The organism is Bacillus sp. FSL K6-2841 (genome assembly GCF_037976435.1).
GTDB lineage: Bacteria > Bacillota > Bacilli > Bacillales > Bacillaceae > Bacillus > Bacillus pumilus.
The window spans coordinates 3074615-3096354 of sequence record NZ_CP150266.1 but is presented as its reverse complement, the minus strand read 5'-3'; the positions used below and the strand labels follow the sequence as shown (position 1 = coordinate 3096354).

Annotated in this window: 21 protein-coding genes; 16 read left to right on the top strand and 5 right to left on the bottom strand. The window is 41.3% G+C overall.

What is annotated here, in order from left to right; genetic code table 11:
• The first annotated feature begins 226 nt into the window (after window positions 1-226).
• From MHH68_RS15920 to uvrA, 3 genes are all read left to right on the top strand, one after another.
• Entirely contained in the window at window positions 227-472 is a 246-nt protein-coding gene (locus MHH68_RS15920) for a CsbA family protein (RefSeq protein ID WP_012011392.1), read from the top strand.
• Window positions 473-756: 284 nt separating this feature from the next.
• On the top strand, window positions 757-2742 hold the full coding sequence (gene uvrB, locus MHH68_RS15915; RefSeq protein ID WP_044139364.1) for an excinuclease ABC subunit UvrB: 1986 nt from the start codon (window positions 757-759) through the stop codon (window positions 2740-2742).
• 7 nt (window positions 2743-2749) lie between these two features.
• Entirely contained in the window at window positions 2750-5626 is a 2877-nt protein-coding gene (uvrA, locus tag MHH68_RS15910; protein WP_144461734.1) for an excinuclease ABC subunit UvrA, read from the top strand.
• Between the two features lie 31 nt (window positions 5627-5657).
• Here the strand turns inward: uvrA and MHH68_RS15905 are convergent, their stop codons facing one another.
• Entirely contained in the window at window positions 5658-5888 is a 231-nt protein-coding gene (locus tag MHH68_RS15905) for a hypothetical protein (protein ID WP_058013592.1), read from the bottom strand.
• 197 nt (window positions 5889-6085) lie between these two features.
• Here MHH68_RS15905 and MHH68_RS15900 point away from each other — a divergent pair, with 197 nt between their 5' ends.
• The 5 genes from MHH68_RS15900 to MHH68_RS15880 all read left to right on the top strand — a co-directional run bounded on the left by MHH68_RS15900 (window position 6086) and on the right by MHH68_RS15880 (window position 12065).
• Entirely contained in the window at window positions 6086-6421 is a 336-nt protein-coding gene (locus tag MHH68_RS15900; protein ID WP_012011387.1) for a hypothetical protein, read from the top strand.
• An 11-nt stretch (window positions 6422-6432) separates the two neighbouring features.
• Complete coding sequence (locus MHH68_RS15895; protein ID WP_339164031.1) at window positions 6433-7524, top strand: DUF4097 domain-containing protein; 1092 nt, start codon at window positions 6433-6435, stop codon at window positions 7522-7524.
• 6 nt (window positions 7525-7530) lie between these two features.
• Window positions 7531-7725, top strand: coding sequence for a PspC domain-containing protein (locus tag MHH68_RS15890; RefSeq protein ID WP_044139369.1), 195 nt, complete (start codon window positions 7531-7533; stop codon window positions 7723-7725).
• The gene (locus MHH68_RS15885) at window positions 7726-8112 is read left to right on the top strand and encodes a phage holin family protein (protein WP_339164029.1); all 387 of its coding nucleotides are present in this window, start codon (window positions 7726-7728) and stop codon (window positions 8110-8112) included.
• 95 nt (window positions 8113-8207) lie between these two features.
• Window positions 8208-12065, top strand: a complete 3858-nt coding sequence (locus tag MHH68_RS15880) for a metallophosphoesterase (protein ID WP_339164027.1) — start codon at window positions 8208-8210, stop codon at window positions 12063-12065.
• 29 nt (window positions 12066-12094) lie between these two features.
• Here the strand turns inward: MHH68_RS15880 and MHH68_RS15875 are convergent, their stop codons facing one another.
• The 3 genes from MHH68_RS15875 to nagA are packed head-to-tail and all read right to left on the bottom strand — an operon-like array spanning window position 12095 to window position 14760.
• A complete protein-coding gene (locus MHH68_RS15875) occupies window positions 12095-12820 on the bottom strand; it encodes a GntR family transcriptional regulator (protein ID WP_306011254.1) in 726 nt (241 codons plus the stop codon).
• 24 nt (window positions 12821-12844) lie between these two features.
• Entirely contained in the window at window positions 12845-13570 is a 726-nt protein-coding gene (gene nagB, locus MHH68_RS15870; protein WP_144461746.1) for a glucosamine-6-phosphate deaminase, read from the bottom strand.
• On the bottom strand, window positions 13570-14760 hold the full coding sequence (gene nagA / locus MHH68_RS15865; protein ID WP_339164023.1) for an N-acetylglucosamine-6-phosphate deacetylase: 1191 nt from the start codon (window positions 14758-14760) through the stop codon (window positions 13570-13572). The genes nagB and nagA overlap by 1 nt, the downstream gene beginning before the upstream one ends.
• A gap of 178 nt (window positions 14761-14938) precedes the next feature.
• Here nagA and hprK point away from each other — a divergent pair, with 178 nt between their 5' ends.
• From hprK to MHH68_RS15825, 8 genes are all read left to right on the top strand, one after another.
• Window positions 14939-15871, top strand: a complete 933-nt coding sequence (gene hprK, locus MHH68_RS15860) for an HPr(Ser) kinase/phosphatase (protein ID WP_268497514.1) — start codon at window positions 14939-14941, stop codon at window positions 15869-15871.
• A gap of 11 nt (window positions 15872-15882) precedes the next feature.
• On the top strand, window positions 15883-16707 hold the full coding sequence (gene lgt, locus MHH68_RS15855) for a prolipoprotein diacylglyceryl transferase (RefSeq protein ID WP_119125435.1): 825 nt from the start codon (window positions 15883-15885) through the stop codon (window positions 16705-16707).
• 19 nt (window positions 16708-16726) lie between these two features.
• Window positions 16727-17671, top strand: coding sequence for a nucleoside recognition domain-containing protein (locus MHH68_RS15850; RefSeq protein WP_339164021.1), 945 nt, complete (start codon window positions 16727-16729; stop codon window positions 17669-17671).
• Complete coding sequence (ppaX, locus tag MHH68_RS15845) at window positions 17668-18318, top strand: pyrophosphatase PpaX (protein ID WP_339164019.1); 651 nt, start codon at window positions 17668-17670, stop codon at window positions 18316-18318. Before MHH68_RS15850 ends, ppaX begins: the two co-directional genes overlap by 4 nt.
• 1 nt (window position 18319) lies before the next feature.
• Window positions 18320-18838: an acyltransferase gene (locus MHH68_RS15840; RefSeq protein WP_339164015.1), complete on the top strand. Its 519-nt coding sequence runs from the start codon at window positions 18320-18322 to the stop codon at window positions 18836-18838.
• A 69-nt stretch (window positions 18839-18907) separates the two neighbouring features.
• Entirely contained in the window at window positions 18908-19336 is a 429-nt protein-coding gene (locus MHH68_RS15835; protein ID WP_003213266.1) for an Rrf2 family transcriptional regulator, read from the top strand.
• 86 nt (window positions 19337-19422) lie between these two features.
• Complete coding sequence (locus MHH68_RS15830; protein ID WP_339164012.1) at window positions 19423-20064, top strand: NAD(P)-dependent oxidoreductase; 642 nt, start codon at window positions 19423-19425, stop codon at window positions 20062-20064.
• A 33-nt stretch (window positions 20065-20097) separates the two neighbouring features.
• On the top strand, window positions 20098-20736 hold the full coding sequence (locus MHH68_RS15825) for a DsbA family protein (RefSeq protein ID WP_339164009.1): 639 nt from the start codon (window positions 20098-20100) through the stop codon (window positions 20734-20736).
• Window positions 20737-20796: 60 nt separating this feature from the next.
• On the opposite strand, the gene MHH68_RS15820 is transcribed toward MHH68_RS15825, so the two are convergent.
• Window positions 20797-21591 carry a C39 family peptidase gene (locus tag MHH68_RS15820; protein ID WP_339164007.1) on the bottom strand — a complete coding sequence of 265 codons (795 nt, stop codon included), beginning with the start codon at window positions 21589-21591 and terminating at the stop codon, window positions 20797-20799.
• Between the last annotated feature and the right edge of the window lie 149 nt (window positions 21592-21740).

Below are 21740 nucleotides of genomic sequence, written 5' to 3'. Positions count from 1 at the left end.
ATGATAGTGCGCACTATCATTTTAATCATAGGATTTATTGGATGTTACTGTCAAAGACGGAAAGACCTATCTTTACAAAGGGGACATTCTCACTAATTTCCTTCTATATCTATAACAAAAGTCTCCGAGCAGAAAGAAAAATAGGTGAAATTGAAAACTGTGAATTGTTCAATATGCCAAACTTTACTATAATCAAGGGAGTAGACCATGAAGAGGGAGGGTTTTTGTGATTACAAAAGCCATTTTTGCACTTGTTTTTCCTTTCCTGCTCGTTATTTTATTTTCAAAGGTTACTTATAATCATTATGTGGGCATTGCATTAACAGCAGCGCTTTTATTTGCTTCGTACATGAAGGGCTATACAGAAACCTACTTTATTGTGGGATTAGATATCATTTCTTTAGTAGCTGGTGCATTATATATGGCTAAAAAAGAAATTGAAAAGAGAGAAAAGGCTGAAAAACATCATTGATGTCATCATCAAGAGCGTGTTAGGCCGAAAGATGACGTTTTTTAAGCTGTGCTTACGAATTCTAGTGAGTGCAGCTTTCTTTTTTTTCTCATCGAATATCTCTCACCAAAATGTTCCATACTGAAAGGAAGGTTTTCGTAAGAGGGTTATTTGCCATTGAAGAGAGGGTATGACTGTATTGGAAATAAAAATCAAGTAAGAGCCGAACTTTAGTTCGTATTTTTGTGTTCTTTTATGATAATATATTCATTAGATAGATTTCGTAACGAAACGGAGGCTTTGATGTGAGTGACCGCTTTGAATTAGTTTCTAACTATCAGCCCCAAGGAGATCAGCCGAAGGCAATCGAAAAGCTTGTCGAGGGCATCCATCAGGGGAAACAGCATCAAACGCTGTTAGGTGCTACAGGTACGGGAAAGACCTTTACTGTATCCAACCTGATCAAAGAAGTGAACAAACCGACACTTGTCATTGCACATAACAAGACACTTGCCGGCCAGCTATACAGCGAGTTCAAGGAATTTTTTCCGAATAATGCTGTCGAATATTTTGTGAGTTACTATGATTATTACCAACCAGAGGCATATGTGCCTCAGACTGATACATTTATTGAAAAGGATGCCAGCATCAATGATGAGATTGATAAGCTGAGACACTCCGCTACGTCCTCGTTATTTGAGCGGAGAGATGTCATCATCATTGCCAGTGTCTCCTGTATTTATGGCTTAGGTTCGCCAGAGGAATACCGAGAGCTTGTGCTGTCTTTACGTACTGAAATGGAGATTGAACGTAATCAGCTTCTTCGTAAGCTTGTGGACATTCAGTATTCTCGTAATGATATAGATTTTCAGCGTGGAACCTTCCGAGTACGAGGAGACGTCGTTGAAATTTTCCCTGCTTCACGTGATGAGCATTGTATCAGAGTGGAGTTTTTCGGTGATGAAATTGAACGTATTCGTGAAGTGGATGCACTCACTGGAGAAATACTCGGTGATCGTGAACATGTGGCTATTTTCCCAGCATCTCACTTCGTCACAAGAGAAGAAAAAATGGAAAAAGCGATTATTAATATTGAGCAAGAGCTTGAGGAGCAGCTCGAAAAGCTTCGAGATAATGAGAAATTGCTAGAAGCGCAGCGCCTTGAGCAGCGGACAAGATATGACCTTGAGATGATGAGAGAAATGGGCTTTTGTTCAGGAATCGAGAACTACTCAAGGCATCTGACCTTGCGTCCTCCTGGTTCAACACCTTATACATTGCTTGATTATTTCCCGGATGATTTTATGATTGTTGTCGATGAGTCACATGTGACGATCCCGCAAATCCGCGCGATGTACAATGGGGACCAAGCAAGAAAGCAAGTGTTGGTTGATCACGGATTCCGTCTGCCTTCAGCACTTGATAACAGACCGCTCACCTTTGATGAGTTTGAAAAGCATATTAACCATATTGTGCATGTATCTGCCACTCCGGGTCCTTATGAGCTTGAGAAAACCCCAGAGGTTGTGGAACAAATTATTCGTCCAACAGGTTTACTTGATCCGATTATTGAAGTGCGTCCAATTGAAGGTCAAATTGATGACTTAATTGGAGAAATTCATGCGCGGGTTGAGAAAAATGAGCGTGTGCTCGTGACGACGCTGACGAAGAAAATGTCTGAGGATCTCACAGATTATTTAAAAGAGATCGGAATCAAGGTCAATTATCTTCATTCAGAAATTAAGACCCTTGAGCGGATTGAGATTATTCGCGATTTACGTCTCGGAAAATATGATGTGCTTGTGGGAATCAACCTTCTTCGTGAAGGACTGGATATTCCAGAGGTGTCGCTCGTGACGATTTTAGATGCAGATAAAGAAGGCTTTTTACGCTCTGAAAGATCCCTTATCCAGACGATTGGCCGGGCAGCGAGAAATTCAGAAGGCCGGGTCATTATGTATGCAGATAAAATGACCAAATCAATGGATATTGCGATTCAAGAAACGAAACGAAGACGAGAGCAGCAAGAGGCGTATAATGAGAAATATGGAATTACTCCGCAAACCATCCATAAGAAAATTAGAGATGCCATTAAAGCAACAAAGATACATGAGGAATCGGAAGAATATGAAACAAATGCAGCACCAAAGCTGTCAAAAATGAGCAAAAAAGAGCGAGAAAAAGTGATCGAAAAGGTCGAGATGGAAATGAAAGATGCAGCAAAAGCGCTTGATTTTGAAAAAGCAGCAGAATTAAGAGATCTATTGCTAGAGCTAAAAGCGGAAGGATGATTGCCTGATGGCTATGGAACGAATAGAGGTGAAAGGTGCTAGAGCCCACAACCTTAAAAATATTGATGTGAATATCCCGCGTGACCAGCTAGTGGTCATCACGGGTTTATCTGGTTCAGGAAAATCGTCGCTTGCCTTTGATACCATTTATGCAGAGGGTCAGCGCAGGTACGTTGAATCTCTTTCAGCATATGCGCGCCAATTTCTCGGTCAAATGGATAAACCGGATGTAGATGCCATTGAAGGTCTTTCTCCGGCGATTAGTATTGATCAGAAGACGACGAGCCGGAACCCTAGATCAACAGTTGGAACCGTTACTGAAATCTATGATTATTTACGACTCTTGTATGCTCGAGTTGGGAAACCGATTTGTCCGATACATGGGATTGAAATTACGTCTCAAACGATTGAGCAGATGACTGATCGTATTTTAGAATATCCAGAAAGAACGAAATTGCAAGTGCTTGCGCCAGTCGTATCCGGTCGCAAAGGGACACATGTTAAAGTACTTGATCAAATTCGAAAGCAAGGCTATGTGCGAGTAAGAGTCGACGGAGAGATGGAAGATTTGTCAGAAGAGATCGAGCTTGAAAAGAACAAGAAGCATTCCATTGAAGTCGTGATCGACCGAATCGTGGTGAAGGAAGGCGTTGCGGCTCGACTGTCTGACTCCCTTGAAACGGCGCTGCGACTTGGTGAAGGCCGTGTGATGATTGACGTGATTGGACAAGAAGAGCTGTTATTCAGTGAACATCATGCCTGTCCACACTGCGGATTTTCTATTGGTGAGCTTGAGCCGAGAATGTTTTCATTTAATAGTCCTTTTGGTGCCTGTCCGAGCTGTGATGGGCTTGGCTCTAAACTAGAAGTTGACCCTGAGCTTGTCATTCCTAATAAGGATTTGACGTTACGACAGCATGCCATTGCCCCTTGGGAGCCGCAGAGCTCACAATACTATCCTCAGCTCCTTGAGGCAGTATGTACCCATTACGGCATTGACATGGACATTCCAGTGAAAGATATACCGTCGCATTTATTCGATAAAATTTTATATGGCAGCGGCTCTGAACGAATTTATTTCAAATATGAAAATGATTTTGGTCAGGTACGTGAAAATGAAATTGAATTTGAAGGTGTTCTTCGTAACATTGAACGACGCTATAAGGAAACCAGCTCTGATTATATTCGTGAGCAAATGGAAAAATATATGGCGAACCAGCCATGTCCGACATGTAAAGGTTATCGCCTGAAAAAAGAAACGCTTGCGGTTCTGATCAATGGCAAACATATTGGAGAAATCACTGATTTGTCTGTTTCTGATGCCCTTGATTTATATGGTGAAATCGAATTGTCTGAGAAAGATTTGCAGATAGCTCAGCTCATTTTGCGTGAAATCAAAGAGCGCTTATCCTTCTTAAATAATGTGGGATTAGATTACCTCACATTGAGCCGATCGGCTGGCACACTATCCGGAGGAGAGGCCCAGCGGATTCGTCTGGCGACTCAAATCGGGTCAAGGCTAACAGGTGTTCTTTATATATTAGATGAACCATCTATTGGTCTGCATCAGCGTGATAATGACCGATTGATCGGGACATTGAAAAACATGCGTGACATCGGGAATACCCTCATTGTCGTAGAGCATGATGAAGATACGATGTTAGCCGCTGATTATTTGATTGATATTGGACCTGGAGCAGGAGTTCATGGAGGAGAAGTAATTTCAGCTGGAACGCCGGAAGAAGTCATGAAGGACAAGAAATCTTTAACAGGACAATACTTATCTGGAGAGAAATTTATCCCGCTGCCGATCGAAAGAAGAAAGCCTGACGGCCGCTATATTGAGATCAAAGGTGCAAAAGAAAACAACCTGAAAAACGTCAATGCGAAGTTCCCTCTAGGTGTCTTTACAGCTGTGACTGGGGTGTCTGGTTCAGGGAAAAGTACGCTTGTGAATGAAATTCTTTTAAAATCACTTGCGCAAAAACTGCACAGAGCAAAAGCGAAGCCAGGACAGCACAAAGAAATCAAAGGAATGGATCAATTAGATAAGGTGATCGATATTGACCAATCTCCAATCGGTCGTACGCCGAGATCTAACCCTGCCACGTATACAGGTGTATTTGACGATGTGCGGGATGTGTTTGCACAAACGAATGAAGCAAAGGTACGAGGGTATAAAAAAGGAAGATTCAGCTTTAACGTCAAAGGTGGCCGCTGTGAGGCGTGTCGCGGAGATGGCATCATTAAAATCGAAATGCACTTTTTACCGGATGTGTATGTGCCTTGTGAGATATGCCACGGGAAACGGTATAACCGCGAAACACTTGAGGTCACATATAAAGGGAAAAACATTGCTGATGTGCTTGAAATGACCGTGGAGGACGCACTCCAATTTTTCGAGAACATCCCGAAAATTAAGCGGAAGCTTCAAACGATTTTTGATGTTGGACTAGGGTACATTACACTTGGACAGCCTGCGACGACATTGTCTGGAGGAGAGGCACAGCGTGTGAAATTGGCATCTGAGCTTCACCGCCGTTCAAACGGAAGGTCTCTTTATATTTTAGACGAGCCGACAACAGGTTTGCATGTGGATGATATTGCCCGTTTATTAAAAGTACTTCAGCGTTTGGTCGAAAACGGAGATACGGTACTAGTGATTGAGCATAACCTTGATATTATCAAGGCTGCTGATTACCTCGTTGATCTCGGACCAGAGGGCGGTGCAGGCGGCGGAACGATCATTGCCTCTGGAACTCCTGAGCAGATTGCAAAAGAAAAAGCTTCTTACACTGGTCAATACTTAAAGCCTGTTTTAGAGCGTGACCGTAAACGAATGAAACAGTTGGTCAAAGAAACAGAAAGTGTGACTTCATCATAAAAAACCCCCTCTTTTAAGAGGGGGCTTTGTTTTATTGCGCATCTTCCTTTGGCACTAAATGACTGATTTGCGTTAAATCCTTTAAAATATGCGTACTGCTGCTGTCGAGCAGTACTTTTAAATAACGGATATCACCATACTTTGGATGAGACGGATGAATGGTCTCAAGCTCCCTGATCATATCGCTGTTCATGCTTTTTTGTTTCTGTATAAGGTCTAAAAGCGTTTGAGCCGTGTGGTTAGTATTATGATGATCTGTCAAAATAATTACCCCCTATAATGATAATCACCATCTTTTCAACATATTTTAAAGGGTAATCCGTGAAGAATCTACACTTAGGTGCAAAAAGATGTAATTTGTGTCTAAGGTCATATGTAAATCGAATGATTTTGAAACTTTTGATACGCAATAAACGTATGAGTTAGAAAGGAATTTTCATCATGAAGGAGCGAATATATATGAATAGAGATCAGTCGATCATTGCATCAATTTGTTATTTTAGTGTCTTTTTTATGCCGTTTATTGTACCGATTGTGGCATATTTTGTAGTCGACCAAAAGGAACCGAAACGGCACGCGTTGCGGGCATTATGGTCACATGTTTTGCCAGTCGCAGCGTGCGTGTTGCTGGTTTTTGGGTCAATCCCATTTTTATTGTCGACACAGGCAAGTGACTCACTCATGCCAGTGATCACGATGCTCATCTTGTCCTTTTTAGTCGCTATTGGATTTTTGATCTCTGTCATTTGGAATATCATTCAAGGTATTAAAGTACTTCAATCCATCAAATCGTAGGAGGGCTTTGTATGAATGAAAAAGAACGCATTTTAAAATTAGTAGAAGACGGGACATTATCGGCAAAAGAAGCGATTACGCTGCTTGAAAAACTGGAGGAAAGCCCGTCTGTTTCATTAGAAAAATCAACGACTGATCACACCTTTCATGAAGAAAAAGCTGGCACAGAGAGCAAAGGAACTGGTACCGAAAATCTTGGTGCAAAGCTGTTTGGCTGGTTAGATTCTGCGGTGAAAAAGGTGAAAGACGTAGATCTTGATTTGAACTTTGGACAGTCGGTCGACGTTGAGCACATTTTTCAGTTCAAAGACGCCTCACTCACTCACTTAGATATTCAATTGGCGAATGGCAGTCTCAATCTGATGCCTTGGGATGATGGCGATATTCGAGCAGAATGCCATGCGAAAATCTACCGTGCAGAAGACGGAGAGCAGGCAAGACAGCAATTTCTCAATCAATTGGACTGCGGCCTCGAAGGGGATAAATTTTTTATCCGGACCGAAAAGAAGACAATGAAAGTCAATGTTACTTTATATGTACCGCGTATCCAATACGATAAAATCAAGGTTAAGCTGTTTAATGGTCCGATTCGCGGGGAAAAGCTAAAGACAAAAGAACTTGCTGCGAAAACCACCAATGGTGTTGTCTCTTTTGCCTCTTTACAGGCGGAAAAGGTTGGAATTGAAACAGCAAACGGACAAATTAAACTGGCGGATCACGAGTGTGGTATGATTGAAGTAGAAACCATTAATGGGCTTATTGACCTGCGCGGGAAAAGTGAATCAATTGATGCCCAAAGCTTTAACGGAAATATTGCTGTTCAGCTGTCTGATGAGAAGTGCCGTTCCATCTATGCGAAAACGACAACAGGCAGTGTGGACGTCCAGATCCCGCGTGTGTGTGCAGTGACCGCTGAGCTGAAAAGCAATCTTGGGTCTATTTCTCACGATTTGCTTGATGCAGAGATGATTAAAGAGAAAAATGAGACATTACAAAAAGAGAAAATGATCAAAGCCAATCAACAGGCAGTGAACAGTATATCCATTTTTGCAGAAACAAAAACAGGTTCAATACAAGTGAAGCACCAATCAGACAAGGAGTGATTCTACATGAAGAAGCTTTATCGTTCAGCAACAGATAAAAAAATAGCGGGTGTTGTTGGTGGACTTGCCGAATACTTAAGTGTCGATGCATCCTTGCTTCGCATTTTAACGGTCATCATCGGATTTATGACAGCATTTATGCCAATTTTCCTAGTCTACTTCATCTGGTATTTTGTTGTTCCGGAAGAAGGCACTAACTAAATGTTTAGATGGATCGTCAGTATTTTAGTAAATGCATTACTTTTAATCGTCATTGCTGGATATTTTGATTCAGGCATTCTGCCAGGGCTTGGGAGCGTATATATTGAAGGGTTTGGCGCAGCCATTGTGGCTAGTATCATTTTATCCTTGCTCAATATTTTAGTGAAGCCGTTTTTGATCATTTTAACGCTTCCAGTAACCGTCCTCACACTAGGCTTGTTCTTATTTGTGATTAATGCCATTGCACTTATGATGACATCAAGTTTTATGGGTGACAGTTTTAACATTGATGGTTTTGGAACGGCTATTTGGATGGCTGTCATATTATCCATTTTCCATCTGTTGATACAAAAAGGAATTGTGGAGCCGTTAGCGAAAAAAAGCTAACGGTTTTTTTTGACCCATTTTGTATCGTTTCTCCGTTTCACCTGACATAAAAACTTCCTTCAGGAGACACAATATCCGAAGGGAGGCGGTGCACGATGGTGAACGTGAGCAGACAAATCATGCTTTTATGTTTTTTTATCATTCTTTTTTGTTTCAATCAGCCTGCTTCAGCAGGGCCTTTTATTCAAACACAAGTCAATATACCAGACAAGCCTTTTTCTCCTTTTATCTTTGATCCCTTTCATGTGGATGTCCGTCCAGTTCTAGGGGAAAAAAGCCGTGATCTCCAGTTTCGTGCGTCTATTACGGATGCGGAACAAATTTTGTCTGCGAACTTGTATTATAAACAAAGTGATGAGCTAGGGTACCGTTTGATCCCAATGGAACGGCTGCCAGGTATGAAGCCAGAATTTACAGCGAAAATTCCGCCAGATCAATTATGGAATTCAACCGTTCGTTACTATACAGAGTTTCTTACGCAAAAGTCCGTGATTAAAACGGCAGAACAATCTGTCCACTTAAATGGATTTGAAGAGGATCTTTCACGCATTCCGGACTTAGTCATCACAGAAATTGTGGTCAATTCAAAAAATCGCAAAGGCAAAGATGCATTTGAATTTATTGAGGTATATAACACAACACATGAGCCGATCTCTCTTAAACATTATCAGCTTCGCTATCGCAATCCTGCACAAGGAACCGACATGGATGATGTGTATTCCTTTCACACAAATCCAGTTACTCTTTCGCCTGGAAAACCGTATGTTTTCTGGCTGAGGAAAAAAGGGCAGGAGCATTTAACTATAGCGGACTTCAATGCCATGTACAAAAGTGAATTAAAAGAGGGAGAGGATGTATCTGTCATCGAAAGCAAAGGGCTGTCCAACTCTAAATCTCGTCTTGTTTCCATCACAACAAATATAGGGGAGGAGATTTCTTCAGCAGCATTTCGCTTGAAACCTTCATGGTTTAGTGAGCATAAATCTTTGCTGTTCAAATATCCAATGGACGGTACTTCGCAAATGAAGCTGATCTCGAAAATTGAAGAAGAGCCTACTCCTGGAAAAGTGCTAAAAGCACAAATTCCATCTGAGAAAAAAGAAATGTCGCAGGATATCCATAAACCTGTGATTGAAGATATGACAGTGAAAAAACCAGTGAAACCAACTGAAAGTATAGAGATTAAAGCAGATGTACAGGATGATCAGGTCGTCAAAACCGTCAAGCTTCGCTATCGAACAAATCGGAAAGATGATTTCAAAGAATTACTACTTCAAAAAGATCATAACGACCGGTTATTTCATCATATTATTTACTCACCTGAGTTGATTGGTAAAGAACAATTGGAATATCAGCTAGAAGCGTCAGACGGTGAAAATACAGCAATGACGATGAAAAAAATGATTGATGTGGAGCAAGTTAGCAAAGCTCATGGCCTTCGATTCAACGTAGAAGAAGGAGATACGGTTTCAGGATTATTTCCATTAAAGGCTACGTCTGATCAGAAAAAAAGCATTGAATTATTAATAGATGGAAAGCGGAATCAGCAAGTATTTTCTGCCCTTGAAGCAGATCCATATATTGCATTTGATGTCAAAGGGACAAATTTATATTTTAAAAATGGTGTGTCCATAGGTAAGCACTTACTTGCTATTTTTGATGATTCGACAAAAGTGTATCGTACCTATACAATGCCAATACCAGAAGCAGAGATGAAAAAAGCAGGTTTCCAATCGATCTCCTTCCATGCTGGAACGAAGACTTCTCCAGTAGACCGGCTGCCTGGCGAGAATCACGATGATTTTGAACTAAAAAACGTCCGGATGATTCTGTCGAATGGAACTCAAATTCCTCCAATCAATGCAAGGCCGCAAAAAGAATGGAGAATGGGAGACAGCGGTAACGCCAAAAAGGTCAGAACATTTCAATTTGACATACCAAAAGAAGCTTATGTTTCAACGTATATGAAGTGGGATACAAGAAGGTTGAAAGAGGGACCGCACCTGATTGAGGCCAAAACCTCAGACGAGCATGCATCTTTACATGTGATGGTCGATAATACAGGTCCAAAAATTAAAACCAACGTGCAAACAAAGGATCCATATAAAGGAGCTTTTACGTTAAAAGCAAAGGTAACAGATCGTTGGAGTGACATAGAAGAGATGAAAGCATATGTAGATGGCAAGCTAGTTTCGTTGCCATACCAGACGTCCTCTAGCGAATTAAACCCGGGGGAACACACGTTGATAATTAAAGCAAAAGATGCCGCAGGAAACATGTCAACGTTGAAAAAGGAATTCAAGACGGTACATGAGCACCCTGAGCCACCAGAACGAGTAGCAGATAAGACAAAAATGAAATCGTCTAAGCAAACTGTGCTCACCAAGGATCCAACGAATGATAAACTGGATTATTCCTTTTACCGTGCCTATCAATATACATCACTCCATCCATCAATGAAGATTTTGAAATATGCAGCGGAGACAGAACCGCCAAAGAGCTTTACTGAAAAAGGAGAAGCGATTTTTTCTAATCAAGAACGAAATCGCATTGCATTTGCTGATGGTAAGTCAGTTGAAACGAAGGATTTACATCGTTTTCCCTATCATCGTTTTCAAATCAAGGTTGATCAAGATGTACGTGAAAAGGATGTCGTCGAGGCGATGTGGAAAGGGAGTTCATTGTCAGGTAGAAAGGTGACCATGTATGCATGGAACCATCAGCAAGAAAAGTGGGATAAAATCACTCATCATTTTGCTAAGGATCAGAAGGAATTTTACCTGAAAGGACTGCTGTCAGTCAGACAGTACATGAAGAATCATACGTTTGATTTGCTTGTACAGGATGAAATCAGTAAAGCGCAAAAGCCATATAAGATGGTTTGGATGTCTGACACACAGTATTATGCAAAAAGCTATCCCCATATCTTTAAACAAATGGTCGAGTGGATCAGAGACCAGAGAGAAAAGTTAAACATTCAATATGTGTTCCATACAGGTGACATTGTGGATGATTCAAAAGATAAACAATGGCATCGTGCTGATACCTTTATGCGCGTGTTAGATGAGCATCAGATTCCTTATGGAGTTTTAGCAGGAAATCATGATGTTCGACATAAGGACGGTTTTTATGCGGAATATGGGAAATATTTCGGTGAGAAACGTTTTGCAAATAAACCGTATTATGGTGAATCCTATCAAAACAATCGAGGTCATTATGATCTCATTTCTGCCGGTGGCAATGATTATATGATGGTATACATGGGCTGGGGGATTAAGCAAAATGAAATTGATTGGTTGAACCGTGTGATTTCCGAGCATCCAGACCGTATTGTCATTTTAAATTTCCATGAATATTTGTTGGTCAGTGGCAACCGTAGCCCGATTGGTGACCTCATCTTTCATCAGGTGGTGAAGCGCCATCCCAATATAGTGGCGGTATTTAGCGGACACTATCACGGAGCGAGCAGGAAAGTAGATGAGCTTGACGATGACAAGGATGGTAAAGTAGACCGGAAAGTATATCAAATACTTGCTGATTATCAGTCAGGACCTGAAGGGGGACAAGGGTTTATGCGATTGATAACAGCCGATCAGGAAAAAAACCAGCTTCATTTTACGACATACTCACCTTACTTGAATCAAGAGCATTTCTACGATCCTAAAACGTATGGAGATCAAGATGAATTTTCAATCGATGTGGATTTGACACCAAAAATGAAATCTGTCAAAACCAACTATTTTGAACTCAATGTGTACACAAATGTTTTGATAGGAGAGGCGCGCGGTGTAAGAAGCGGCAAAAAAGCAAGCTTTGAGTGGAAAGGCTTAAAGCCAAACGAAGATTATTATTGGTACACCGTAGCAAAAGATCGTTTTCAAGGAAAAGCGATTTCGCCAATATGGAAAATTCATACAAAAAATGATCGTGAAGCAACATTTCTTAGGAAATAAAAACAGTGCTCTTTTTATAAGGGCACTGTTTATCTTTCCATTGTATGAATTAGCTTGTAACGATCTCCTCTATAAACGGAAAGGACATACTCAAATGGAATATCATTCTGAAAATAAGTCGTTCTTGCGATTGAGAGTACGGGATCACCTGTTGATATAGACAGCACATGTGCTTCTTCATTTGAAGCAACATTCGCTTCAAGCTCTTGTTTTGCATGAGCAATTGTAAGGCCTGTTTGAGTCTCTATATATTCATATATAGAGCCAATTAAATGTTCCCTTGTTAAATCTCCGGCAAATGCTTCAGGGATATAGCTCGTTTCAATCGCCATCGGTTCATCATTTGCGAGGCGTATCCGTTTGAGTTCAAATATAGCATCGCCATTTGAGAGTTGTAAGACAGGCAGCAAGTGATCTGGACAGACGGTTTTTTTGAAATCAATCAGCTGGCTTGAAGCTTTAAGACCACGCTGACGCATATCCTCTGTAAAGCTTGTTAAACCTTGAAGCGGCTGTTCAAATTTTTTTCGACTCACAAAGGTGCCTTTTCCTTTTTGTCGATACAAATATCCTTCGTTCACAAGGTTCGATAAGGCTTGTCTGACAGTCATTCGACTTATACCAAAGCGTTCGGCATATTCTCTTTCAGAAGGAATGAGTGTATCAGGTGCTAATGTTCCATCCTCAATCTGTTTTTTCAAGTTCTCCATAATCTGATGGTACATCGGAATAGGTGACTGCTTATCAATAAACATGTGAAAATCCTCTCGTGTTTAGCTTTAGCGTAGTGAACCAGCTTCTCGATCAATCAAAATCGTCACATCTTCATGAAGTTTCAGAGCAGATGCTGGGAAGTCTGGATGTATCTCAGTCTGTTCTAAATATTGTATCACTTTCGCTTTTGATTTTCCTGATGCAAGAAGGAGAATTTTTTTACTAGAAAGAATGCTTGCAATGCCCATGGTAATGGCATGTGTAGGCACTTCATCAATAGAAGAAAAGTATCTTGCATTGGCCTGCCGTGTGTTTTCATCTAGTTGCACGACATGAGTCTTTGAGTTAAATGGGGTACCGGGCTCGTTGAACCCAATATGTCCATTTTGACCGATTCCAAGAAGCTGAAGGTCGATGCCGCCTATATCTTGAATGAGCTGATCATATCTTAAGCATTCTTTTTCTAAATCAGGTGCAGCGCCATTTGGAAGAAAATACTGATCCTGTGGAAGATCAATATGATCAAATAAATGACGTTTCATGTAGGTCATATAACTATTTTCATGATCTGGCTCCAGTCCTGCATATTCATCTAAATTGACTGTTTTTGTTTGTTTGAATGACAATTGTTGTGATTGATGAAGGTGAATTAACTCTTGATACGTATCAAGAGGTGTACCGCCCGTTGCCAGGCTGAGTACGGCATCTGGTTTAGAAGCGATTGTGCGCGCGATCAGGGCTGCTGCTTCTTTCCCTAATTGTTTTTTATCTTCAAATTCAATGATGTTCATTAGTGGTTGGCCTCCTTATTCTCAAAGACGATTTGTCCATGACAGATCGTCATCATTAGTTCGCCAGACTCATCCCAGATCACAAGGTCTGCTTGTTTTCCAACTTCGATCGAACCAAGCTGCTGATCCAGTCCTAGCTGAATGGCTGCATTAGTTGAGGTCATCTTTGCGATCTCTGTCCATTCGCAATGTGTGATCTGTTTCATCCGTTTGACGCCATCTTTCATGCGCAGAATCGATCCTGCTAGTGTACCGTCTGCCAGTAAAGCTTTTTCGCCGCTGACTGTGACTGTTTGGCCCCCAAACTCATACGTGCCATTTCCGAGTCCTTTTGCGCGCATCGAGTCAGTGATCATTATTAAACGATCACTTCCTTTTGCTAAATAGGCAAGCTTGATGGAAAGTGGGTGAGAGTGTATCCCATCCGTAATCAGCTCAGTATGAAGATCCTCGTTCGTAAGAGCAGCTCCTACAGCGTTTGGTTCACGATGCTGAAACGAACTCAGTGCATTATAAAGATGTGTGACATGGCGTGCACCATGCTTTGCTGCTAATTCAATCATGTCATGATGGGCATTCGTATGTCCAATAGAAGGAATAATATTTTTTTCTTGCAACAAGGAAAGAAAAGCAAAGTCAGGGTCTTCCTCAGGTGCGAACGTGACAATTCGAATAAGCTGTTCAGAAGCATCCAGCCATTTTTCAAAAAGAGGGTGATCGGGCTGCTTGATCCATTGAACAGGCTGTGCCCCTGCTTTATCTTTAGAAATAAAAGGACCTTCAAGATGGATACCTAAACATTGTGCCTGAACGCCTGCTTGTTCTTCATTGTATTGTTTCCACTGGGCGACATTTTTAAGTGCTTGCTCTATTACCTGATGGTTTTGAGTGATAGTTGTGGCTAAAAAACTTGTCGTTCCTTCTGATGGTAAGTTAGCAGCGAGTGTATTCATGGCTTCTGATGTCGCATCCATCATATCTGCTCCATATCCACCATGGATGTGAATATCAATCATTCCGGGAAGTAAATAAAAGTTTTCCCGGGAAATATATACTTTTTCATAATTTCCTGTCGGTGGTGATGTTGAAATATAGTCAATCTTGCCGTCGCGTAAACCGACAAAACCGTTTGTCATCATTTCAGTCTTTGTCACAATATGAATATTGGAGAGCAATAAAGAGCTGCTCATGATTGTGCCCCCTTTAGTCATTGTCTTTGACTTAGTTTACCCTTTTTAAGTATAGTTGTCTATACCAGTTGATGAACGGAAAACAGGATCAGGATAAAATACTGTTTTGGGATCATCATTGAAAGTGATAAAATAGAGCTGTATTTCTGAATCGCCTGTGATAAAAGGAGGAAGAAGCGTGCCGAAAGTTCGTACGAAGGACATAATGGAACAATTTCATCTTGAACTGGTAAGTGGGGAAGAAGGGATTAATCGTCCCATTACAATCAGTGATCTTTCCAGACCAGGTATTGAAATGGCTGGTTATTTTACATATTACCCAAAAGAAAGAGTTCAACTTTTAGGGAAAACAGAGCTTTCTTTTTTTGAACAGCTCCCAGAACGCGAACGAAAGCAGAGAATGATGTCTCTTTGTACTGATATTACCCCTGCAATTATTTTGTCACGAGATCGTGAAGTGCCGAAGGAATTAATTGCAGCTTCAAATGAAAATGGTGTACCTGTGTTACGTTCAAGCCTAAAAACGACAAGACTTTCGAGTCGTTTGACCAACTTTTTAGAAAGCAAGCTTGCACCTACAACCGCGATTCATGGCGTGCTCGTAGATGTATATGGTGTAGGTGTATTGTTAATTGGAAAAAGCGGAGTAGGAAAAAGTGAAACAGCCTTAGAATTAGTAAAGAGAGGACACAGGCTGGTCGCAGATGATTGCGTGGAAATCCGTCAAGAGGATCAGGATACGTTAGTCGGAAGCGCACCAGAGCTGATCGAACATCTTTTAGAGATCCGTGGATTAGGCATCATTAATGTGATGACCTTATTTGGAGCTGGGGCTGTCAGAAGCTATAAGAGAATTACAATTGTGATGAACCTTGAGCTTTGGGAACAAGGCAAACAGTACGATCGTTTAGGACTTGAAGAAGAGAAGATGCGAATCATCGATACAGATGTACCGAAGCTGACCATTCCTGTCCGCCCTGGTCGAAACTTAGCGGTTATCATTGAGGTGGCTGCGATGAACTTCAGGTTAAAACGCATGGGACATAATGCGGCGGAACAATTTACAAGTAAACTAGCCGATGTCATTGAAGACAATGGCCAAGAAGAATAGGAGTTGTCTATATGAACGAAGCGATTCAGCCAATTGATCCGATTGCTTTTCAGCTCGGACCTCTTTCGGTTCATTGGTATGGTGTGATCATTGGGGTCGGAGCCTTACTAGGACTCTGGCTCGCACTAAGAGAATGTGAGAAAAGAGGAATCAATAAAGATACGTTTATTGATTTAATCTTATTTGCCATTCCAATAGCGATTATTTGTGCACGAATTTATTATGTATCCTTCGAATGGGATTACTATCAGCAGCACCCAAATGAAATCATTAAGATTTGGCATGGCGGAATTGCTATTCATGGCGGGCTGATAGGTGCTGTGCTGACAGCGATCGTCTTCACAAAAGTGAAAAAGGTGTCCTTCTGGAAAATAGCCGATGTAGCAGCACCTAGTATTTTACTAGCGCAGGCCATTGGACGATGGGGGAACTTTATTAATCAGGAAGCGCATGGTGAGGCTGTTTCAAGAGCCTTTTTAGAGAATTTGCATTTGCCTGAGTTTATCATTAATCAAATGTATATTGATGGGACGTATTATCACCCAACGTTCTTATATGAATCATTATGGAATCTTGCCGGTGTTGTGATCTTGATTTTATTACGTAGAACATCGATGCGCAGAGGCGAAATCTTCTTGTCTTATTTAATTTGGTATTCAATCGGTCGTTTCTTCATAGAAGGTATGAGAACGGACAGTTTGATGCTGACAGAACATCTTCGGATCGCTCAAATGATTTCGATTGCCATTTTTGCAGTGGCTGTTCTGCTGATCATCTTTAGAAGAATAAAAGGTCACGCATCGATTCCGTATAAAGAGAACAACTCATCGAATTAAAGCAGGGGGGATCAGAAGGATGCGGGAGACATGGAAAAACGGCTTAAAAGCAGGGTTATCGACAACTTGGACACTTGGAAAAGTCATCTTTCCGGTTACCATTCTCGTCAGTATCTTGCAGCATACGCCTGTTATGGATTGGATCATTCAATTCATACGGCCATTTATGGGATTGTTTGGTCTTTCAGGAGAAGCAGCCATTCCGCTTGTGTTAGGAAATGTGCTGAACTTGTATGCGGGCATAGCCGCCATTTTGACACTAGATCTTCCTGTGAAGGAAGTGTTCATATTGGCCGTGATGCTGTCCTTTTGTCATAACCTGATCATCGAATCGACAGTGGCAGCAAAGGTTGGACTGAGAGTGTCTGTCATTTTGCTGGTCAGAATCAGTCTTGCTGTTGTTTCGGCTATTGTCATTCATCTCGTTTGGCAGGGAGGCCAGGAGCCGGCACAATATGGACTGCTGACGGCTGCCCAAACGGCTGATGTGCCTTCCAGCTGGTACATGATTGTCCTTGTCGCTTTACAAAAAGCCGTACTCGGTGTGCTCCAGCTCGCCTGTATCGTCATCCCTCTCATGATCATCATTCAATTCATGAGAGATTTAGGATGGCTCCATACGCTGTCTAAGTGGCTGTCTCCATTTACGAGAATGCTTGGGATGAAAGAAAATACGTCGATGACGATGGTCGCTGGGTTAACCATTGGTCTGGCATACGGAGCTGGCGTGATGATGAAGGCAGTGGAAGAGGACAGCGTGAGTAAAAAGGATTTAACTCTTGCTTTCATTTTCCTTGTTGCCTGCCATGCAGTGGTCGAAGATACGCTGATATTTATTCCACTTGGGATTCCTGTATGGCCGCTTCTTGTCATCCGTTTGATATCTGCTATTTTATTAACAGCTGCCATTAGCTATATTTGGCGAAAGCGCGATCTCGCAGCTGTTAGAAAGGAAGCCATATGAACGAATCAACTATTAACACCGTGCTATTTGATTTAGATGGCACATTAATCAATACGAATGAATTAATTATTGCTTCATTTCAACATACGCTTGATCATTATTACCCTGGTCAGTACAGCCGTGAAGAGATCCTTCATTTCATTGGTCCGTCATTATTTGATACATTCTCTGCGATGGATCCTGATCTAACGGATGACATGATTCAGATGTACCGTACGTTTAATCATGAACAGCATGATCTGCTCGTCACTGAATATGAGACTGTTTTAGATACATTGAAAGTCTTGCAGGATCGAGGGTTTAAGCTTGGAATTGTCACAACAAAGATACGTGACACAGTGTTAATGGGATTGAAGCTGACTGGTTTAGAGCCATTTTTTGAAGTGATTGTGACGCTCGATGATGTCGAAAATGAGAAGCCGCATCCGGAGCCTGTCCAGCTGGCATTATCCAAGCTTGGCAGTGATCCACATGAAGCGGTGATGGTCGGCGATAATTATCACGATATTTTGTCTGGTCAAGCGGCAGGGACAAAAACAGCAGGTGTTGCTTGGTCAATTAAGGGAGAAGAAGCCCTTTTAAAGCATCGCCCTGATTTTATGCTAAAGAAAATGAGTGATCTTCTGGCGATTGTTGGAGCTGATTGAGTTGAGAAAAACAGATCGTTATCCTGTAAAAGGGGTCAATTCGTTAAGACAAGTCTATCGGACAGTCCCTTTTTTCAAAGTGGTGAAAAACTTTATTTTCATTCAAATCGCACGGTACACGCCTTTTATGGGAATGAAAAATTGGATATACCGAACCTTTCTTCGTATGAAGGTCGGCGAAGATACAGCGTTTGCCTTAATGGTCATGGTCGACCTCATGTTTCCTGAGAAAATCACGGTCGGTCGAAATACTGTCATTGGCTATAATACGACCATTTTGTCCCATGAGTATTTGATTAAAGAATACAGACTTGGGGAAGTCTATATTGGTGATGAAGTCTTAATTGGAGCCAATTCCACCATTTTACCTGGTGTGACCATTGGGGATGGAGCGATCGTTTCGGCTGCTACACTTGTACATAAGGATGTTCCAGCAGGCTCATTTGTTGGAGGAAATCCAATGCGCATGATTTATACGAAAGAAGAAATGAAAGCACGTCAATCTAAGTCTGCTGAGTAGCTCGGCAGATTTTTTTGTTGACAATATGTCGTGGTGTAACTATAATGATTACAACAGAGGTGAGAAAACATGAAAATCAGCAGCAGATTTACTGTCGCTGTCCATATTCTGGCCTTGCTATCACTTGAAAAAGGATCATTACAGACATCGGAGGATATCGCAGGAAGTGTGAATACCAACCCAGTGGTCATCCGCCGTATTATGAGTAAATTAAAAAAAGCAGGCCTAATCTCAACGAGTCTTGGCAAAGGCGGTTCTCAGCTGAACCGCAGTGAAGACGATATCACGCTGCTTGATGTGTATAAAGCGGTTGAAGTGGTGGATGAGGGAGAATTGTTTCAAATCCATGAAAGCCCAAATCCTGACTGTCCGATTGGTGCAAATATCCAAGCTGTGCTTGAGTTAATCTTGTGCCGCGCTCAAAGTGCGATGGAGCAAGTGCTTGCTGAGATCAAATTAAGTGAACTAACGCAGGTGTTAATCAAAAAAATTGGATGATCTATTCAATTTTTTTTACCTCTGTTGTAACTGAATTGGTTACACCTTTGTTTATCGAATAACATCATTTTACAGGAGGAATTCATATGAAAATCGGTATTATTGGCGCTACAGGTAAAGCAGGACAGGAAATTGTAAAAGAGGTTCTATCAAGAGGACATGAGGTAACAGCCATCGTTCGAGATGCGAAAAAAGTGACAGATTCATCGGTAGCTGTTATCGAGAAGGATGTGTTTCATTTACAAGCAGAAGACATTAAAGGGTTTGATATCATCGTCAATGCATTTGGCGCACCTGCTGGACAAGAACACCTTCACGTAGAGGCTGGGAAAAAGCTGATTGATATTTTGAAAGAAGTACCCGATACGCGTTTAATCGTTGTGGGCGGAGCGGGCAGTCTTTTTGTTGATGAAGCCAAAACAACAAGACTTGTTGATACACCAGAATTTCCAAAGGAGTATATGGCGACTGCTTCACAGCAAGGTGAAAACCTCAAAGACCTTCAACAAACCGAAGGGTTAAAATGGACTTTTCTCAGCCCTGCTGCATTCTTTGATCCAGCAGGCAAACGCACAGGTTCTTATGTGAAAGGGAAAGACCAGCTGATTGTCAATTCTAAAGGTGACAGCTATGTGAGCTATGCTGACTTCGCCATTGCGCTTGTCGATGAAATTGAGCAGGCTGTCCATGTTGGAGAACGTTTTACTGTTGTATCTGAAGCAGAATAAATCAATTCGTTACGCTAAAAAACGAGTTAACGTATGAATGATCAAGAATTGTCTCTCATTTATGTATGGGATGCTTATTGTGGCTGGTGTTATGGATTTTCCAACAGTATCCGTACTTTGCATGAGAATCATCCTGAAATGTCACTGACGCTAGTATCTGGCGGCTTATTTGTAGGAGAAAGAAGTCTTCCAATAAAGGAATATCCACATATATCAGAAGCGAATCAGCGGATCAGTCAGCTAACTGGCGTTGAGTTTGGTGAACGTTATCAGAAGCTGCTAGCAAACGGGACATTTGTCTTAGACTCTGAGGCTGCAGCCATTGGTTTTTCAACATTAAGATCCGTTGCTCCAGATCGTACATTGTACTTGGCTTCATCTATGCAAAAGGCTTTTTATCAAGACGGAAAAAGCCTGAGCGATGATGAAACGTATCAGGAAATCGCTCTGGCACATCATCTTGATCCTAATATCGTCATTGAACGAATGAAAACAAAAGAAGTCATCAATGATGCGTATGCCGACTTTGCAAAGGTTCATCAGCTTCAAGTGAATGGCTACCCTGCCCTTTTATTAAAAAAAGGGGATGAATACTTCAATGTAGGCGGAGGAGCGATGACAGCTGAAAAGCTTGAGGAGCGCCTGAAGGAAATCATAGAAGCATCATCATGAAAAAAACCATCCTCTATTCGGATAGAGGATGGTTTTTCATGTTTTCAAAGAGAAATTATTCTATGCTTTAATGATAATCGCTTGACTGCCCATCTGTTCCCAAGAATCTTCAAACTGGTCGCGATCGACTTTTTGATTCTTTTCTCCGTATGGGTTATTTAAGTAGACATGCTCCTTGTCATAGCCTGTGATGACCACGCTATGCATATTAAAGCTTACATTTATTTTGCCATTTGGTGTATTCCATGTTTCGATGTTATCTGTTTTGTCAAAGGTGGATGTGGTAATCACCCAAACAGGATACCCTTTTTCAAGTGATTGATAGATGGCCTTTTTGACAGGTTTTCCGCTTAAATCGACGACTTGAGCGCCCGCATATTTTTTCGCAAGCTGATAAATAGGTTCATGGTATACACCAAGACCTGGTCCATTCTCCATATCGCCTACAAATCCGTCATGTGGGTCTCCTTTTAAGCCATTTTCGTAATTGAGCGGAACACGTTTAATTTCATTTGCCAATGTGTCTTTCGTCACTTGCTCGTATCCGCTGTAATGAAGAAGCATCGCTAAGCTTGTAACTTCGCATCCATTATAAAGCTTTGGGGCATCCATTTGATTGTAGAGGATGACGTCCATGGCTTTTTTGCTTCCTTTTAAGGAAGAATAGGTGGTGTCTGTTTTTTTCGTTGAACGTGTTTCTTCAGCTGCGAGTGCTGTATCGTTTTCTTTTTCTTTGGCTGCTTCGTGTGGTGAAGCTGTCTTTTTGACTTGGTCGATTTGTGTCACGTATATAAAGCCGAAATAAACAAGGCATGCGCACAACAAAGTTAAGATTAATGTCTGGATGAACTTCACTGTAATCTCCTGTTTTATTCAATATTTTTATGTATTATAGCACGTTCTTTCATCGAACATATAGAAAAGGGACAGGTGTCACTTGAATGTAATAATTCCACAAATTTTTCATGAAAATAGAGAGAAAATAAAAATGATTGATTTAATCA

Coding starts and splice junctions, on each gene's coding strand:
- uvrA (WP_144461734.1), top strand. CDS start 2,750: ATGGCTATGGAACGAATAGAGGTGAAAGGTGCTAGAGCCCACAACCTT.
- MHH68_RS15900 (WP_012011387.1), top strand. CDS start 6,086: ATGAATAGAGATCAGTCGATCATTGCATCAATTTGTTATTTTAGTGTC.
- MHH68_RS15895 (WP_339164031.1), top strand. CDS start 6,433: ATGAATGAAAAAGAACGCATTTTAAAATTAGTAGAAGACGGGACATTA.
- MHH68_RS15890 (WP_044139369.1), top strand. CDS start 7,531: ATGAAGAAGCTTTATCGTTCAGCAACAGATAAAAAAATAGCGGGTGTT.
- MHH68_RS15885 (WP_339164029.1), top strand. CDS start 7,726: ATGTTTAGATGGATCGTCAGTATTTTAGTAAATGCATTACTTTTAATC.
- MHH68_RS15880 (WP_339164027.1), top strand. CDS start 8,208: ATGGTGAACGTGAGCAGACAAATCATGCTTTTATGTTTTTTTATCATT.
- MHH68_RS15875 (WP_306011254.1), bottom strand. CDS start 12,820: ATGTTTATTGATAAGCAGTCACCTATTCCGATGTACCATCAGATTATG.
- nagB (WP_144461746.1), bottom strand. CDS start 13,570: ATGAACATCATTGAATTTGAAGATAAAAAACAATTAGGGAAAGAAGCA.
- nagA (WP_339164023.1), bottom strand. CDS start 14,760: ATGAGCAGCTCTTTATTGCTCTCCAATATTCATATTGTGACAAAGACT.
- lgt (WP_119125435.1), top strand. CDS start 15,883: ATGAACGAAGCGATTCAGCCAATTGATCCGATTGCTTTTCAGCTCGGA.
- MHH68_RS15850 (WP_339164021.1), top strand. CDS start 16,727: ATGCGGGAGACATGGAAAAACGGCTTAAAAGCAGGGTTATCGACAACT.
- ppaX (WP_339164019.1), top strand. CDS start 17,668: ATGAACGAATCAACTATTAACACCGTGCTATTTGATTTAGATGGCACA.
- MHH68_RS15835 (WP_003213266.1), top strand. CDS start 18,908: ATGAAAATCAGCAGCAGATTTACTGTCGCTGTCCATATTCTGGCCTTG.
- MHH68_RS15830 (WP_339164012.1), top strand. CDS start 19,423: ATGAAAATCGGTATTATTGGCGCTACAGGTAAAGCAGGACAGGAAATT.
- MHH68_RS15825 (WP_339164009.1), top strand. CDS start 20,098: ATGAATGATCAAGAATTGTCTCTCATTTATGTATGGGATGCTTATTGT.